The sequence below is a fragment of the Arthrobacter sp. AFG20 genome (genome assembly GCF_002892795.1).
GTDB lineage: Bacteria > Actinomycetota > Actinomycetes > Actinomycetales > Micrococcaceae > Arthrobacter.
In genome coordinates, this window is record NZ_PJMC01000025.1 from 1 (window position 1) to 15,447 (window position 15,447).

18 protein-coding genes are annotated in these 15,447 nt (G+C 67.4%); 7 read left to right on the forward strand and 11 right to left on the reverse strand.

Annotated features, from left to right (window positions below; all coding sequences use genetic code 11):
- Nucleotides 1-219 (forward strand): hypothetical protein (locus CXZ05_RS23290; protein WP_219726576.1); only part of this gene is annotated, 219 nt, incomplete at its 5' end.
- 244 nt (nucleotides 220-463) lie between these two features.
- Here CXZ05_RS23290 and rpsN read toward each other — a convergent pair.
- Genes rpsN through rpmB form a run of 3 tightly spaced genes read right to left on the reverse strand, consistent with a single transcriptional unit; the run spans nucleotide 464 to nucleotide 1,177 of the window.
- Entirely contained in the window at nucleotides 464-769 is a 306-nt protein-coding gene (gene rpsN, locus CXZ05_RS20800; protein WP_003798555.1) for a 30S ribosomal protein S14, read from the reverse strand.
- Between the two features lie 4 nt (nucleotides 770-773).
- A complete protein-coding gene (rpmG, locus tag CXZ05_RS20805; RefSeq protein ID WP_003798558.1) occupies nucleotides 774-941 on the reverse strand; it encodes a 50S ribosomal protein L33 in 168 nt (55 codons plus the stop codon).
- Nucleotides 941-1,177, reverse strand: coding sequence for a 50S ribosomal protein L28 (rpmB, locus tag CXZ05_RS20810; RefSeq protein ID WP_050687447.1), 237 nt, complete (start codon nucleotides 1,175-1,177; stop codon nucleotides 941-943). The genes rpmG and rpmB overlap by 1 nt, the downstream gene beginning before the upstream one ends.
- 508 nt (nucleotides 1,178-1,685) lie before the next feature.
- Here rpmB and CXZ05_RS20815 point away from each other — a divergent pair.
- Genes CXZ05_RS20815 through CXZ05_RS20825 form a run of 3 tightly spaced genes read left to right on the forward strand, consistent with a single transcriptional unit; the run spans nucleotide 1,686 to nucleotide 4,553 of the window.
- Nucleotides 1,686-3,152, forward strand: a complete 1,467-nt coding sequence (locus CXZ05_RS20815; RefSeq protein WP_102974362.1) for a ferric reductase-like transmembrane domain-containing protein — start codon at nucleotides 1,686-1,688, stop codon at nucleotides 3,150-3,152.
- A complete protein-coding gene (locus CXZ05_RS20820; RefSeq protein ID WP_180987481.1) occupies nucleotides 3,149-3,694 on the forward strand; it encodes an FMN-binding protein in 546 nt (181 codons plus the stop codon). The genes CXZ05_RS20815 and CXZ05_RS20820 overlap by 4 nt, the downstream gene beginning before the upstream one ends.
- Nucleotides 3,678-4,553, forward strand: coding sequence for an FAD:protein FMN transferase (locus CXZ05_RS20825; protein WP_258006673.1), 876 nt, complete (start codon nucleotides 3,678-3,680; stop codon nucleotides 4,551-4,553). Before CXZ05_RS20820 ends, CXZ05_RS20825 begins: the two co-directional genes overlap by 17 nt.
- 56 nt (nucleotides 4,554-4,609) lie before the next feature.
- On the opposite strand, the gene CXZ05_RS20830 is transcribed toward CXZ05_RS20825, so the two are convergent.
- On the reverse strand, nucleotides 4,610-5,371 hold the full coding sequence (locus tag CXZ05_RS20830; RefSeq protein ID WP_102974364.1) for an SGNH/GDSL hydrolase family protein: 762 nt from the start codon (nucleotides 5,369-5,371) through the stop codon (nucleotides 4,610-4,612).
- Nucleotides 5,372-5,455: 84 nt separating this feature from the next.
- Nucleotides 5,456-5,941 carry a MarR family winged helix-turn-helix transcriptional regulator gene (locus CXZ05_RS20835; protein WP_102974365.1) on the reverse strand — a complete coding sequence of 162 codons (486 nt, stop codon included), beginning with the start codon at nucleotides 5,939-5,941 and terminating at the stop codon, nucleotides 5,456-5,458.
- A 98-nt stretch (nucleotides 5,942-6,039) separates the two neighbouring features.
- Between CXZ05_RS20835 and CXZ05_RS20840 the strand changes: the two genes are divergently transcribed.
- On the forward strand, nucleotides 6,040-6,324 hold the full coding sequence (locus CXZ05_RS20840; RefSeq protein ID WP_102974366.1) for a YciI family protein: 285 nt from the start codon (nucleotides 6,040-6,042) through the stop codon (nucleotides 6,322-6,324).
- On the opposite strand, the gene CXZ05_RS20845 is transcribed toward CXZ05_RS20840, so the two are convergent.
- From CXZ05_RS20845 to CXZ05_RS20870, 6 genes are all read right to left on the reverse strand, one after another.
- Nucleotides 6,321-7,166, reverse strand: coding sequence for an SGNH/GDSL hydrolase family protein (locus tag CXZ05_RS20845; protein ID WP_258006674.1), 846 nt, complete (start codon nucleotides 7,164-7,166; stop codon nucleotides 6,321-6,323). The genes CXZ05_RS20840 and CXZ05_RS20845 overlap by 4 nt on opposite strands.
- A 201-nt stretch (nucleotides 7,167-7,367) precedes the next feature.
- Nucleotides 7,368-8,441: a siderophore-interacting protein gene (locus tag CXZ05_RS20850; protein ID WP_374754681.1), complete on the reverse strand. Its 1,074-nt coding sequence runs from the start codon at nucleotides 8,439-8,441 to the stop codon at nucleotides 7,368-7,370.
- Nucleotides 8,438-9,265, reverse strand: a complete 828-nt coding sequence (locus CXZ05_RS20855) for an ABC transporter ATP-binding protein (RefSeq protein ID WP_102974368.1) — start codon at nucleotides 9,263-9,265, stop codon at nucleotides 8,438-8,440. Before CXZ05_RS20855 ends, CXZ05_RS20850 begins: the two co-directional genes overlap by 4 nt.
- On the reverse strand, nucleotides 9,265-10,389 hold the full coding sequence (locus CXZ05_RS20860; protein WP_374754682.1) for a FecCD family ABC transporter permease: 1,125 nt from the start codon (nucleotides 10,387-10,389) through the stop codon (nucleotides 9,265-9,267). The genes CXZ05_RS20855 and CXZ05_RS20860 overlap by 1 nt, the downstream gene beginning before the upstream one ends.
- Nucleotides 10,390-10,409: 20 nt before the next feature.
- Entirely contained in the window at nucleotides 10,410-11,519 is a 1,110-nt protein-coding gene (locus CXZ05_RS20865) for an iron ABC transporter permease (RefSeq protein WP_102974369.1), read from the reverse strand.
- 14 nt (nucleotides 11,520-11,533) lie between these two features.
- Nucleotides 11,534-12,655 carry an iron-siderophore ABC transporter substrate-binding protein gene (locus tag CXZ05_RS20870; RefSeq protein ID WP_102974370.1) on the reverse strand — a complete coding sequence of 374 codons (1,122 nt, stop codon included), beginning with the start codon at nucleotides 12,653-12,655 and terminating at the stop codon, nucleotides 11,534-11,536.
- Between the two features lie 208 nt (nucleotides 12,656-12,863).
- On the opposite strand from CXZ05_RS20870, the gene CXZ05_RS20875 reads away from it, so the two are divergent.
- Together CXZ05_RS20875 and CXZ05_RS20880 are read left to right on the forward strand one after the other, a co-directional pair.
- On the forward strand, nucleotides 12,864-14,855 hold the full coding sequence (locus CXZ05_RS20875; RefSeq protein WP_102974371.1) for an MFS transporter: 1,992 nt from the start codon (nucleotides 12,864-12,866) through the stop codon (nucleotides 14,853-14,855).
- Nucleotides 14,852-15,400 carry a TetR/AcrR family transcriptional regulator gene (locus CXZ05_RS20880; protein ID WP_102974372.1) on the forward strand — a complete coding sequence of 183 codons (549 nt, stop codon included), beginning with the start codon at nucleotides 14,852-14,854 and terminating at the stop codon, nucleotides 15,398-15,400. The genes CXZ05_RS20875 and CXZ05_RS20880 overlap by 4 nt, the downstream gene beginning before the upstream one ends.
- The last annotated feature ends 47 nt before the right edge of the window (nucleotides 15,401-15,447 follow it).

Here is a 15,447-nt window from a genome sequence, read left to right on the forward strand (position 1 = left end):
ACCACCCAAACCAACGTTCAGGATCGCTCCGGAGCAACTTTTCAAACTTACCCGGCTTCACTCCCCGATGCAAATCCGTGTTTCAGGATCCTCACCGGCAGGAAAACCAGCCCCACCACACTCAAGCGACCTCAAAAGTCACCAGATCATGGTCTTGATTTCGGGGATTTGGCCGCCCGCGGTTACCAGCTCTTCGCTGTCTCCCTCGCGGCGACTTAGAAAACAATACACCCGCTGCCGCCGCACCGCAAACCGCCCTCCCAAGAGCATGGGATCCCCGCGTTTCCGCGGCGGAATGGTGCGCGAGGGCACCTTGGTGAGCCTCCGGCGTCGTCATTCCGTTCTGTGTGGTGCGTCACCCACACCCAGCTATTGCCGTAAACGAGCCCGGTTAACGCAAAAGAGGGCCGGCAACCATGTGGTTGCCGGCCCTCCTCAAGCAGCTGGAATCAGCGGTGCTGAATTACCAGGAAGACTTGGTGATGCCCGGGAGCTCACCGCGGTGAGCCATGTCGCGGAAGCGAACACGGGAGATACCGAACTTCTGGAAGGTACCGCGCGGACGGCCGTCGATGATGTCGCGGTTACGCAGACGGATCGGGGAGGCGTTGCGGGGCAGCTTCTGCAGGCCGAGGCGTGCAGCTTCGCGTGCTTCGTCAGTCGCGTTCGGATCAACCAGGGTCTTCTTCAGCTCGAGGCGCTTTGCAGCGTAACGCTCAACGATGACCTTGCGCTGCTCGTTGCGAGCAATCTTGGACTTCTTAGCCATGTGTTTAGCGCTCCTCTCGGAATTCGACGTGCTGGCGGATCTTGGGGTCGTACTTCTTCAGGACCAAACGGTCCGGATCGTTACGACGGTTCTTACGGGTTACGTAGGTGTAACCCGTGCCCGCGGTCGACTTGAGCTTGATGATCGGACGTACGTCCTTGTCCTTTGCCACTAGAGCTTCACTCCTCGTGCCAGGATGGCGGCGACGACAACGTCGATGCCGCGTACGTCGATGGTCTTAATGCCCTTTGCAGAGACCTGCAGAGTGACATTACGGCGCAGGGACGGAACCCAGTAGCGCTTCTTCTGGATGTTCGGGTCGAACCGGCGCTTGTTGCGGCGGTGCGAGTGCGAAATGCTGTGTCCAAAGCCCGGCTCGGCTCCGGTCACCTGGCAGTGTGCTGCCATGACGACTCTCCTCTGAAAATGAATGAAACGGCTGGCAGAGTTCTGCTTCACCGTGCGGCAGGCGGCGTCCGCATCCAGCCTCACGCGCCCGCACGTTTCAACACCGGCGAACCGGGTTTACTGCGGCGGAATACGATGAACCACGAACACCTGGCAATGGAAGCCACTGCGAAGTGCCGGGATACTGGGCGAATACAGGAATGCACGCAACTTGAGCCCCTAACTACCGGCCTCCAGGACTGTGAATACTGCCAACAGCCACCGCAAGCCGGAGCAATTGCACACGCTCCGCGCCACCTAGCGCCAACCAAGTCTACGAGACACCCGAATTAAAGACCAATCCGGGGGAAACGGTGCTATAAGGCAGCCCCGGGCCTCCGGGACCGGCGGCCCTCCGACCGCCCGTCGTCGCCAGGGCCGCCCCGCCGTCGAGGGCCTTCTTCCAAGACATATCCGGAAAGAAGGCTCTTCACAGCAAAGTCAAAGGGTCGCGGCGGAATCTTGAGCCATGAACACACAACTCCTGCCCTCCCCCGGGACCGGCACCCCGATGCGCCCGGCCCACGGGCCTGCTCCGGTTCGGGAGGCCGGCCGTTTCGCCAGCCAGCACCGGCGCAGGCTCCTCCGCGCCGATGTCCTGACGGTGACGGCCTGGTCCTCGTTGGCCGCTGCGGTCGCTCTCTGGCTTGCCGACGGGGGCCTGACGGCGGCGTCTTCGCCGGCGGGCATGATCACGGCGCTGGGCATTGTCGCGGGCCTTGCCGGCATGGACCTGGTACTGCTCATGCTGCTGCTGGCCGCCAGGATTCCCTTCATTGACGGCGCGGTAGGGCATGACCGGGCGCTGGAGTTTCACCGGAAGCTAGGGAAACCCTCGCTGTACCTGCTGCTGGCCCACGGACTCCTCATCGCGGTGGGCTACGGCATGGCAGAAGGGCTCGACCCGGTCAGTGAAGCCGTGGCGCTCTGGGTGCTGATTCCCGACATGTGGCTCGCCTTCATCTCCCTGGCCCTCTTCATCGCGGTTGTGGTCACCTCCCTGGTGGCGGTCCGCAGGCGGTTCCCGTATGAATTCTGGTACGCCGTGCATCTGCTCACCTATGGTGCCGTGCTCACCTCGCTGCCGCACCAGTTCAGCGTGGGCGGTCTGTTCGCCGTCGGAACCTGGCAGCGCTGGTACTGGCTCGGCATCTGCATCGCCACCGGGGCCGCCCTGCTTTACTACCGGGTCATCCAGCCTGTGCGGGCAACCTTCAGGCACCAGCTCACGGTTGAGCGCGTCACCTCTGTGGCCCCCGGGGTGGTCAACATCGAAATGAGCGGCCTGCAGGTCGGCTCGCTGGCCGGCAACGGCGGGCGGTTCTTCATCTGGCGCTTCCTCGCCCCCGGGCTGTGGTGGCATACGCACCCCTTCAGCCTGTCAGCAGAGCCGGTGCGGAAAGGACCTGATGGGCACGGGCGGCTGCGGATCACGGTTCGTGATCTCGGCCGGGGCTCCGCGCAACTGCTAAGGCTGCGACGCGGAACGAAGGTGGCCGTCGAGGGGCCCTACGGACTTTTCAGCTCCGCAGCTCGCAGCAGGGACCGCGTGGTCATGATCGGCGCCGGAATCGGCATTACGCCATTCCGGGCCCTCCTGGAGACCACCCCTTTCGCCCCAGGCCAGGCCACGGTCCTGCTCCGCGGGCACAGCAACCAGGAGCTCTACCTGGGCGAGGAAATCCTCGAACTGTGCCGGCAGCGCGGCGCCACCCTGTTCCACCTGACCGGCGGACGCGATCCCGCCTCACCCGACAGCTGGCTTCCGGCCTCCGAGCACCGGGCCGGGTACGCGCTGGCGGACTACGTTCCGGAAATCGCCCACGCCGACGTCTATGTATGCGGGCCCTCCCGGTGGGCAGGCAACGTCCTGAACGCCGCCCGCGCCTCCGGCGTCAAGGAAGGTCAACTCCATCACGAAAGGTTCGACTGGTGAGAATCAGAGCAGCAGTTTCAGCAGCCCTGGCTTCGGCCGGCATCCTCCTGGTCGGCTGGCAATCAGGTGTCCATGGGGCCGATACCCGCAGCGCGATCGCGGCCGCAGCAACGGGAAATCAGGCTTCGGGGACGGGAACCACTGGCAGCAGCGGTGCGGCGTCGTCCGAATCCGCGGCGTCGTCCGCGACGACCGGCGGTTCCGGGACGACGGGCAACTCGGGAGCGACGGGCGCATCCGGAGCCGCCGGTGCGGCGGCGAAGGCCGGCGGCACGTACGACGGCGATGTGGTCCAGACCCGCTTCGGCACCGTGCAGGTCCAGATCACAGTGAAGGCCGGGCAGGTCACCGACGTCACGGCCCTGAAACTCACCGACGCCGAGGGCCGGTCCGTGCAGATCAGCAACTATGCCGCCCCGGTTCTTCGCGACGAGGTGCTTCAGGCACAGTCCGCCGACGTGCAGACCGTGGGCGGCGCCACCGTGACCAGCGACGCTTACCTCACCTCCCTCCAGGCGGCCCTCGATGCAGCAAACCTCTGAGACCCCGCACCGGCTCCGTGCCCGGACCTTCACCTGCATGGGAACTGTCATCAGCCTGACTGTCCCGACGGACGCACACAAAGCACCCCAGGCGGCGGCGGATGAGCTGGAAGCGGCGACCGCCGTCGTCGAACGCCTGTTCACGGACCTGGACAGCATCTTCAGCCTCTACCGCCCCGATTCGGAGGCGAGCCGGCTGGTGCGCGACGAACTCGCGCTGCCGGAGGCGTCGGCAGAAATGCGGGCGCGGTATGAGGAGGCAGCCGAGTGGAGGCTCCTCACCGAGGGGGCGTTCACGGCGGAACGCCCGGACGGGGCGCTGGATCTCTCCGGAATCGTTAAGGGGCACGCCATCCGGGAAGCCGGCATGTCGCTGCTGGCGCTCGGCATGGCCAACTGGTGCCTGAACGCCGGCGGGGACGTGCTGGTCAGCGGCTCCCCCAATCCCGGCACCGATGTGCCCTGGCGGGCGGGAATCGTTGACCCGGCGGACCGGAGGACCCTGCTCGCCGGATTCCCGCTGGGCGGGGCGGCACTGGGTTCGCCTCCGCAGAGTTTGTCTCCATCCGGTCCGGCTCCGCTGGGTGAAATGACGGCCGACGGCGGGACCCGGGCGGCGCTGGCCACCTCCGGTTCCGCTGAGCGCGGGGACCACATCTGGAGTGTCACGGCCGGGGCCGCGGAATTCCGGCAGGTTTCCGTCGCCGCAGCGGACGTGGTCATGGCCGATGTGCTGGCAACCGCGATCGTGGCGGGCGGGGTTCCCATGCTCAACCGCGCCACCGCCATGTGGGACATCGAGGCGCTGGCCGTCCGCGCAAATGGTGAGCTGCTGGCGACGGGCGGGTTCCGGCGGTAGTTTCGGCTCGAACCGGGACCGAACCGGGCGGCGGGCCCTGCCCGCTTAGAACTGGTCTAGAGCCGGGTGAGCTGCGCGTACCTGGGGTGGAGATTGTCACCGGAGGACTTACCCGTGACCCGCCGGACCACCCACGGTGCGGCGAATTCCCGGACCCAACGGGCGTTAGCCCGCAGCGCCTCCGCCTTGCTGAGCTCCGGGACGGGGGTCATCGGCGGGACCTCGATGGAGTGCTCGTGCTCGAGGACCGTCAGGACACGCTTGGCCATGTTCGCGTGCCCGGCGGCGGACATGTGCATCCGGTCCTTGGCCCACATGCCCCAGTCGTAGTACTCGTTGAAGCGCCAGTAGTCCACCAGCAGGGCGCCGTGGTCCCCGGCTATGCCCCGCACGAGTTCGTTGTAGATGGCCGTACGCCCCCGCATGGTGCCGAAGACCTTCGAGCCCCGCGCGTCGAAGCCCGTGAACAGCACCACGGTGGCACCCGTGGCTGCGAGCTTCCCGACGGCTTTTTCGTAGTCCGCGAGCAGGTCGTCGATGTCGATCTTGGGCCGGAGAATGTCGTTGGCACCGGCGTAAAGGGTCACCAGTGTGGGATTGAGCGCGATGGCGGCGTCCACCTGCTCGGCCAGGATCTGCCGCAGCTTGCGGCCGCGGATGGCAAGGTTGGCATAGCCGAAGCCGGGGTCAGCCACGGCCAGTTGCTCCGCCACCCGGTCAGCCCAGCCACGGAGCCCGTTGGGCCGCGCCGGGTCGTCGTCGCCGACGCCCTCCGTGAACGAATCTCCGAGGGCAACATAGCGGGCCGTGAAATCCATGGGAGCAAGTCTGCCACCCGTTGCCGGGAGCAACCAAGACGGGTCCGTGTGCACAGCTGCTGCCGGGTGACTGCCTGGGTGCTGCTACTGCTGCCGCTCGCGGAGGATCCAGTGATTGCTGTCCAGGCGGGCCACAATCTTTTCGCCGATGCGGGCGAGGTCCGCAACATCACGCTCAGTCAGGGCGTCGAGGAACAGCGAGCGCACGGATTCGACGTGTCCCGGGGCCAGTTCAACGATGGTGGCGATGCCCTGTTCGGTGAGGTGCGCGGTGGTGACGCGTGCGTCGCCGGGATGCGGCCGGCGTTCCACCCAGCCGCGGTTCTGGAGTTTGGTAACCACATGGGAGAGCCGGGAGAGGGAGGCGCTGGTCCGCGCCGCCAGCTCGCTCATCGGCAGGAAGCGCCCCTCGGCCTCGGAAAGCATCGCCAGCACGTTGTAGTCGAACAGCGACACTTTGCCGGCAGCATGCAGCTGGGTATCGAGCGACGCGGGCAGCATGGTGTTGATGCTCAGCAGGGCAAGCCATGCCCGGCGTTCATTGGCGTTGAGCCAGCGCGGTTCGGTCATTACTCCATCCTAGGAGAACTGACGCTTGACGGTTCAAGGCTGGTTCCGGCGGCGGCGAGTCGCCGGGCGGCCAAGGCTCTGGCGGTAGGCTGGCGGTCATGTACGTAGTTTCCCTGACCTACAAAGTTGCCCAAGAGATCGTGGACCAGCACCTGGATGCCCACGTGGACTGGCTGAAGGCTGCCTTCGACGAGGGCGTCTTCATCGCCGCCGGGCGCAAGGTACCGCGCACGGGAGGCGTGCTGCTCTCCAGGGCAGACCGTCCAACGCTCGACGGGTCCTTGGCCAAGGACCCGTTCAATGTGCACGGCGTCGCCGACTTCGAGGTCATGGAATTCGCCGCAAACCGCACTGCGCCCGGGTTCGAGAACCTGCTGGACTAGCCTGCGCGTCCGCGACCGTCCGGCTCCATCAGCTTTTTCAGGCCGCCTTTCCGCGGAACCTTTACCGGCTGCGGCCACCGGGGGCTAAGGTTGTCGCCCAGTGTGACGCCACGCAGCTTCCGGCCAAACAGCGGCAGCACCCAGTCATTCATCCAGCGCCGCTGCCGGCGCTCCCAGTCGCGGAGAGTCACCTTGGCTGGTGGCTCCCATTCCTTGAGGGTGATCTTGTGCGGCACGCCGAGGTGGTCGAGGACCTGGGCCGCGAGGTACTTGTGCCCGGCCTTGGACATGTGCAGCCGGTCGGTGTCCCACATCCTGTGGTCGTGGAAGGCTTCGAAACACCAGTAGTCCACGAGGACAGCCCCGTATTTGGCGGCGAGCTCCCGGACTCGCCGGTTGTACAGGGTGTTGCGCTTCTTCAGCGGCTCGAGCACCGCGGACACTTTGACGTCGAACCCCGTGAACAGGACCAGTGTGGCGCCGGTGGCCGTCAGCCGGGCCACCAGTTCCTCGTACTGGGCCAGGAGCTGGTCCATGTCCGTGCCGAAGTCCAGGATGTCGTTGCCGCCGGCATAGAGGGTGATGAGTGTGGGCTCCATGGCGATCGCCTGCTCCAGTTGCTCATCCACGATGTGGCGCAGCCGCTTGCTCCTGATGGCCAGGTTGGCGTAATGCCAGCCGGGTTCTGCCTTGGCCAGCTTCTCCGCCACACGGTCCGCCCAGCCCCGCACCCCGTTCGGCAGCCTGGAACTCCGGTCGCCCACGCCCTCGGTGAACGAGTCCCCCAGGGCAACGAACACCCGCCGCCTGCCCCGGTCCGGAAGCAAAGGAGAGTCACCCACCCGGACAAGGTACACACGCGGAGCAACACCTGGGGAAACACCAGATGAACGTCGCCGCCCCGACATTGCAACTGAGGAAGCGTCCGGGTCCAAGCGACAAAACCTGAGGAAGCGTCCGGATCCAAGCGACGAAACCTGAGGAAGCATCCGGGAGGGTCGGCGGTGGCGGCGGAGGCGGACCGCACGACGGCGCAGATAAGGTCAGAGCTCGGCCTTGCCCTGCCGCCAGTACCCCATGAACGCCACCTGCTTCCGGTCGATCCCGACGTCGCGGACCAGGTAGCGCCGCATCTCCTTGATAACCCCGGCTTCCCCGGCGATCCATGCGTAGAACGGCAGGGCGCCGGCAGGCTTGTCGGGGTTCTTCGTGGCGCTGACCGCGGCGGCACCGAGACGGGCCGGGGTTTCCCAGAGGATCTCCTGGTCAACGTTCACGTCGTCGGGCTCCGGGCCGGCGGCGTCAGCGGACTTGATGCCCACCCAGCCCGGCACGGGGACAGCCGCGCGCACCGCCTCCTGCAGGAGCTCGCCGTGCGGCCGGGATCTGCCGATCGAGGCGCCGCGTGCCAGCCAGGTGATTTCGACGTCGGCCGCCGTTTCCAGGTCCAGGAAGTCACCGGCCTCCGGCACTTCCAGGAAGGCATGCCCGGTCATGTAGCCGGGCAGGCTTTCGAGAATGGCGCTGATCGCTGGGACAGCCGTCTCGTCGCCGGCCAGGAGCACATGCCCGGCCAGGCCCGGCCGCCATTCGATGCCCGAATACGTCTCTGCGGTGACGCAGTGCGCCGCCCGGTTGTTCGGCCCGATCAGGGCGAGGGCGTCGCCCGGCTTGGCCGTGAGCGCCCAGTTCGCCGCGGGACCGCCGTTGCCATCGGCGTCGAAATGCATCACGAAGTCGACGTCGATCTCCGGGTAGACGGCGTCCAGCCGGGCCTGCCGGACGGTGTAGGTGCGCATGGAGCCGCGGGTGGCCGGATCCATGGCCAGCCACTCCTGGTACCAACCGCTCTCCTCCATCCGGAACTTTGGCAGCGGAAGCCGGCTGCCGTCCGGCGCCAGCGACGGGATCATGAGTTTGATGCGCAGGTCCAGGCTGTCCCCGTGGACACCGAAGTCGCGCAGCGAGTAGCCGCCGAACGTCACGCGCCGGAAGTTCGGGCTCAGCTCCTGCACGGCCGAGACGGTGACATCAAACGCGAGGGTCATCGGCTCGGTGGCGAGGCCGGGACGGTCCGCGATGGAGGTGCGGGCGGAACCATTCTGTTTTGCACTCATGAGGCCATCTCCAGGGTCGGGGTCGGAACTTTTGGGTCGGCGTGGTGCCTGCCGAGGGGGATGACCAGCGGAGTGCCGGACACCGGGTCCGGCACCACCCGGGAGTCCAGCCCGAAGACGTTCCGCACCAGCTCCTCGGTAATCACGCTGGACGCTGCGCCCTCGGCGACGATCTGCCCGGCCTTCAGGGCGATGACATGGTCGGCGTACCGCGCCGCGAGGTTGAGGTCGTGCAGCACAATCGCCACGGTCGTGCCGCGCTGGCGGTTGAGGTCGGTGACCAGGTCCAGCACCTCAACCTGGTGCGCCAGGTCCAGGTAAGTGGTGGGCTCGTCGAGCAGCAGCACGTCCGTTTCCTGGGCGAGCGCCATGGCAATCCACACCCGCTGGCGCTGTCCGCCGGAGAGTTCGTCGACGTTCCGCCCGGCGAGCTCCAGCGTTTCGGTGGCTTCCAGCGCGCGCTGCACGGCGGCGTCGTCCCTCTCCGACCAGCTGCGGAAGAAGCCTTGGTGCGGGTACCGCCCGCGCCCCACCAGGTCTCGCACGGTGATGCCGTCCGGCGCCGTCGGGTGCTGCGGGAGCAGGCCAAGGGTGCGTGCCAGTTCGCGCGCCGGGCGGGTGTGGATGTCCTTGCCGTCGAGGGTGACCGTGCCGCCGGCCGGCTTCAGGAGCCGGGACAGCCCCCGCAGCAGCGTGGATTTTCCGCAGGCATTGGCGCCCACGATCATGGTCACCCTACCCTCGGGAATCTCCGCCGTGAGGTTTTCCACGACCCGGCGCTGGTCGTACTGCAGGGTGAGGTCCCGGGCATGCAGAACAGCCATCAGGCATCCTTTCGGTTGGACGTGACCAGGAGCCACAGCAGGAACGGGGCCCCGAGGGCGCCGGTGACGACGCCGACCGGCAGGACGGTGCCGTCCAGCAGCAGCGGGGCGATATTGGCGGCGAAATAGTCCGCCGCCAGGACGATCAGGGCGCCCACCAGGGCCGACGCCGGGAGGCTGGCGCGGCCGGTGAAGCGGCGCGCGATGGGGCCGGCCAGAAAGGCGACGAACGCCACCGGCCCGGCGGCCGCCGTCGCCACTGCGGCGAGCGCGACGGCGGTGAGCACCAGACCCAGCCGGGTCGCGGCCACGCGGATGCCGAGTCCCGCGGCGGCGTCGTCCCCCAATTCGAGGATGCGCAGCGGTCCGGCCAGCAGTGCGGCGACCGGGACCAGGACCACCAGCGTCAGGGCCAGCACGCCCGCACGGTCCCAGCTGGCGGAGTTAAGCGAGCCGTTGATCCAAATCAGCGCCTCCGCGGCGGTGCGGATGTCGGCCCGGGTCATGAGGAAGCTGACCATGGCGTGCAGCGCGGCGGCGATGCCCACGCCGGCAAGGACGAGGCGGTTGCCGGCCGCGTTCCCGCGGTTGCCGCCGCCGAGACCCAGGGAACCGGTGCGGGAGATGCCGTAAATCAGCGCTGCCACGGCCATCCCACCGCCGAGCGCAGACCCGGACACCACGGCACCGGAGGCCCCGAACACCACGATGGCCAGTACCGCTGCAGCGCTGGCGCCATAGCTGATGCCGATCACGTCCGGGCTGGCCAGCGGGTTGCGGAGCATGGTCTGGAACAGCGCGCCCGAGAGCCCGAAGGCCACCCCGATCAGCGTGCCGATGACTGCCCGTGGCAGCTTGGCCTCCATCACGATGAAGCTGGCGCCGGGGATCTTCTCGCCGCCGGTGAAGTGGGTGGCGAGGATTTTGAAGAAGTCGGGGATGGTCACGGTGTAGCTGCCCAGCAGGATGCTGGCGGCCAACAGAAGCACGACGCCGGCGGCCAGTACCGCCGTCCGGTTCAGCAGGCACCGGCTCAGCAGGCTCCGCCCCCGGTTCGAAGCGCGAACGGGCAGATAAGGCCCTGTTTCAGCGGTTTTGAGGGCATTATCTGCCCGTTCCCGCATCCTGGTGTTCACGTCGAAGGTCACAGGCCTGCCGCCTTGCCGCGGCGGACCAGCCAAACGAAGACGGGCGCGCCGACCAGGGCGGTCATGATGCCGGCCGGAACCTCGCCGGGAAGCAGGACTACGCGGCCCACGATGTCTGCCACCAGCAGCAGCACGGGTGCGAGCACGGCGGAGAACGGCAAAATCCAGCGGTAGTCGGGGCCGGTCAGGGAGCGGACGGCGTGCGGAACAACGAGGCCCACGAATCCGATGGGGCCTGCCAGCGCGGTCGCCGAACCGCACAGCAGGACGATGCCCAGCGCGGTGACCGCCCGCGCCAGGCCGACATTTTGGCCCAGGCCGCGGGCGACGTCCTCGCCGAGCGCCAGGCTGTTGAGGACCCTTCCGGCCACAAGCACGATCAGTGCCCCCACGACGAGGAACGGCAGCCCGGGCAGCACCACGGACCAGTCGCGCCCCGCAATGCCACCCACCTGCCAGAAGCGGAAACGGTCCAGGGTGTCCTGGCTGGATACCAGGATGACGTTCATCAGCGAGAACAGCCCCGCGCTCAGTGCGGCGCCCGCCAGGGCGAGCTTGACCGGCGTCGCACCGTCCCGGCCCATGGACGCGATGAGGTAAACGACGACGGCGGCAGCGGCCGCGCCGATGAACGCGAACCAGATGTAGCCGGTCAGGGAGGAGACGCCGAAGACGTAGATCCCGGTGACCACGGCAAGCGCGGCACCGGCGTTGACGCCGATGATGCCCGGGTCGGCCAGCGGGTTGCGGGCGACGCCCTGCATGGCTGCGCCCGCCAGGCCCAGCGCTGCACCGGCGAGCAGGCCGAGGACGGTCCGCGGGATCCGGGCGTGCACCACGGCATGGTCGCCGTCCGCCGGGTTGAACCGGATCAGGGCCTCCGAGACGGTTTCCAGGGGCAGGCCGCGGGCGCCGACGGCAAGTGAGGCGCAACAGACAACAACGAGCACGACGACGGCGGCCAGCAGCCAGGCGGCGCGCGGCCCGGGGACCTTGCGCGCGGGCTGGGCGCGAACGGACAGTTGTGCCCCCTCAGCTGCGGCCGCAGGCGCCCCAAGTGTACGTTCGCGCCGGGTGGTGGGCGCCGGCGCCGTGCTCGGTGTCATGGGAAGTTGCCTGTCTAGACCGCGTCGGCGGCCTTCGCCAGCTGCGGCAGGAACGTGTCCAGCGACCACGGCAGGCTCAGCGGCGAGGAGGCCGAGATGGACAGGGTGAGCGTGTTGTCCGAGTCGGCGACCATGGCACCGTTCTTGACGGCCGGGATCTGGCCCAGCAGCGGGTCCGACTTGATGGAATCGGTGGTCTTGGCGTCCGGAACCCAGGTCACGAAAATGTCGGACTCGAGTTCGTTGGCCTTCTCCGCCGACCACTCGATGAAGAATTCCTTGGATCCCTTCGAGTTCTCCTCCACCACCGGGGCAAGCTTCATGCCGATCTCGCTGAGGAAGCGCGGACGGTTGTCGTTGGCGGTGTACACGTTCACGCCGTCGCTCTTGGCCGGCTCGAGGTTTCCGTAGATGAAGCTCTTTCCCGCGAGCTGCGGGTAGGCAGCGACCTTGTCCTTGACGGTGGCCTCGGTGTCGGCGATCAGCTTCGTGGCTTCGGCTTCCTTGCCCAGCGCCTTGCCGATGATGCTCGTGGAGTCCTGCCAGGAGGTGCCGTAGGCCAGCTCGGGATGCGCAACCACGGGGGCGATTTCGCTGAGCTTCTTGTAGTCCTCTTCCGTCAGGCCGGAGTAGGCACCCAGGATGACGTCCGGATTGAGCTTGGCGATCTCAGTGAAGTTGATGCCGTCGGCCTCGGAGAACTGGACCGGCGCCTTGTCCGACCCGAAGCCGGCGCCGAGCTCCTCCAGCGCGGCGTCCTTCCACGGCGTCGAGCCCTTGGCGTTGCCGCCCCACTCGTTCTTGGGCACGCCCACCGGAACCACGCCCAGCGCGATGGCAACGTCGTCGTTGACCCAGGAGACCGTGACGACGCGCTTGGGCTGCTCCTTGATGGTGGTTTCGCCAAAGACGTGCTTGATGGTGACCGGGAACTGCGCACTGGCGGATGAAGTGGCGCTGGCTTCCGAAGCAGAAGAAGCGGCCGGCCCGGTGGAGCATGCGGCCAGGGAGAGCGCCGCGGCGGCGAGGACGGCGGTGGCCTTGCCGGCGGTCTTGAGGAGGGAGCGGCGTGTGGTGCCAGCGGCAGCGGTGCCGCCGGTAACGGCGGACCAGCCGGGGAAGAGGGGGGAAGTCACGGAACTCCTTAGGTGAATGAAGCGAACCTAAGTAAGGCTAGCCTATCCTTTCGTGCATTACGAAAGGTTTGCGTCACGTAATTGCCCCGAGTGGCCAGAGTTACTGTAAACGGCCTTGCCAGCAAAGGGTGAACAATGGTTCACTTGAAGGAGTAAACGCCCGTTCACCCGCTCGGGCACATACCCTCCACAAAGGCCTGCCGCGCACATGACAGCACCCCCTTCCCCTGCACTCTCTGCCCCGAAGCCGACCCGCAGCCCGTCCGCCATCACCACCGTCCTTGCGCTCAGCGGCACGCTCGTGGCACTCATGCAGACCCTGGTGGTGCCGCTGCTGCCCGACTTTCCGCGGATCCTGTCGGTCACTCCAGACGACGCGTCCTGGCTGGTGACCGCCACGCTCCTGGCCAGCGCCGTCGCCACTCCGATCGTGTCCCGCAGCGCCGACATGTACGGCAAGCGGAAGATGATGGTTATCTGCCTGGCCATCATGGTGGCCGGTTCGGTCATGGCCGCCCTGGGCGGGACCTTCCTGTGGCTGATTATCGGGCGGGCGCTTCAGGGGTTCTCCGCGTCACTGATCCCGGCGGGCATCAGCATCATGCGCGATGAACTGCCCAAGGAAAAGATGGGCTCCGCGGTGGCACTCATGAGCGCCACCCTTGGCATCGGCAGCGCCATGGGCCTGCCGCTCGCCGGCCTGCTCTATGAAAGCCTCGGCTGGACGTCAATTTTCTGGGTCTCCGCGGCCGCCGGCGCGCTGCTGCTGCTGGCGGTTGTGCTCGTGGTTCCGGAGTCCAAGGTGCGCACTCCCGGCCGCTTCGACTACGCGGGCGCGCTGGTGCTCTCCGCCGCGCTGGGATCACTGCTGCTGGCCATTTCCAAGGGCGGCGCCTGGGGCTGGGGCTCGGAACCCGTGCTGCTGCTGTTCCTCGCGGCGGCGCTGCTGCTGGCCGCCTGGATTCCCTACGAGCTCAGGGTGGGCCAGCCCATGGTGGACCTTCGCACCACGGCGCGGAGGCCTGTCCTGATGACCAACCTCGCGTCGCTGCTGATCGGTTTCGCGATGTTCGCCAACATGCTCCTCACCACCCAGCAGCTCCAGCTCCCCGCCGCCACTGGCTACGGGTTTGAACTGAGCGTCATCACGGCAGGCCTGTGTATGGTGCCCTCCGGGCTGGCCATGGTGGTGTTCGCCCCGGTGTCCGGCGGCATCATCCGACGCTTCGGCGGCAGGTCCGCCCTGATGACGGGAGCGGCCGTGATGATCGTCGGGTACGTGGGCCGGGTCTTCTTTTACGACTCCATCACCTGGGTAATCATTGGTTCCACCGTGGTGAGCGTCGGCACGGCCATTGCCTATGCCGCCATGCCGACGCTGATCATGGGCGCCGTCCCGATCACGGAGACCGCCTCCGCCAACGGCCTCAACAGCCTGGTCCGCTCTATTGGCACGTCGACCTCCAGCGCCGCCGTCGCCGCAGTACTGACCTCGGTCACCATTCCGCTCGGCGCCGCCCGGTTGCCCTCGTTCGATGCGTTCCGGGATGTGTTCTGGATGGCCGCGCTGGCTTCCGCCGCCTCCGTTCTCGCCGCCATTTTCATTCCGCGCATCACCAGCCACCGCCCCGCCGCGCCGGCAGCAGCAGAACTGGTGGTGCAGGGGCGCGTCCTGGCACCCGACCACCGCCCGCTCACTCCCGCCGTCGTCACCGTCCTCCAGACGAAGGGCGAGCCGGTCGACTGGAGCCGGGTGGACACTGACGGCAACTATTCGGTGGCGCTGCCTGGCGCCGGGAAGTACCTCGTGGTGGCCAACGCGGCGGGCTGGGCGCCGATGGCCGAGGTCTTCGATTTCGACGGGCGCACGCTGAGGCAGAACTTCCTCCTGCAGGAGCGGCTGGAAATCAGGGGCCGGGCGGCCATCGGCCGCGAGCCCGTGACCGGCGCCGTCGTGACGCTGCTGCACGCCACCGGGGAGCATGTGGACACCGCAAGGACGGACGACGACGGCGTGTACACGCTTCCGCTGCCCGCCGCCGGACGCTACATAGTGGCTATGCTTCATCCCGTGACTCATCAAGCCGTGGCGCGGAAGCTCGCCGTCGACAACCGGTCCGTGACCGTGGACCTAGCCGCTGAACGCGTCCCTCAAGTGAACAGCGCAGAAGGGATCGGCGGGGAGCCGGTGCGCGCATGAGCAGCCCCAGCCAGGAAACCATCCTCACCGCGGCCGGGCGACTGTTCGGCGAACGCGGCTACCGGGCCGTGACCGTCCGCGACATCGCCGCGGAGGCCGGGGTTTCGGCGGCCCTGGTGATGAAACTGTTCATCTCCAAGGCCAAGCTGTTCGCGGCGGTGCAGCCGGACGAGTCGCTGCTCACCGAACTGACCGTGCCGGCCTCCGAGCTCGGCGGCGCCCTGGTCTTCCGCGTGCTGATGCGGCGGGAACGCGGCATGCACGAGCCGTGGGCCATTATTCCGATAAATGTTCACGATGCCCCGGATCCCGAAGCGGCGCGGAACGAGCTGCGCGAACGCTACGTCGGCAGCATCGCACAGCTGATCGGGGATACGACGCCGGACCGCCGCTACGCGTCGACTGTCACCGCGCTGATGACCGGCTTCGGCGAAACCGTGCGGACCCTGGGACTCTTCGACGGCTGGGACTTTGACGAGCTGGTGGCCTACTACGGCGGGATCGTGCAGGCGCCGATCGACGCCTGCACGGCCGCACATTCCTAACGCCCCCTGAACGCGGACCCCCTGGTTCAGCCCAGCTCAACCAGCGG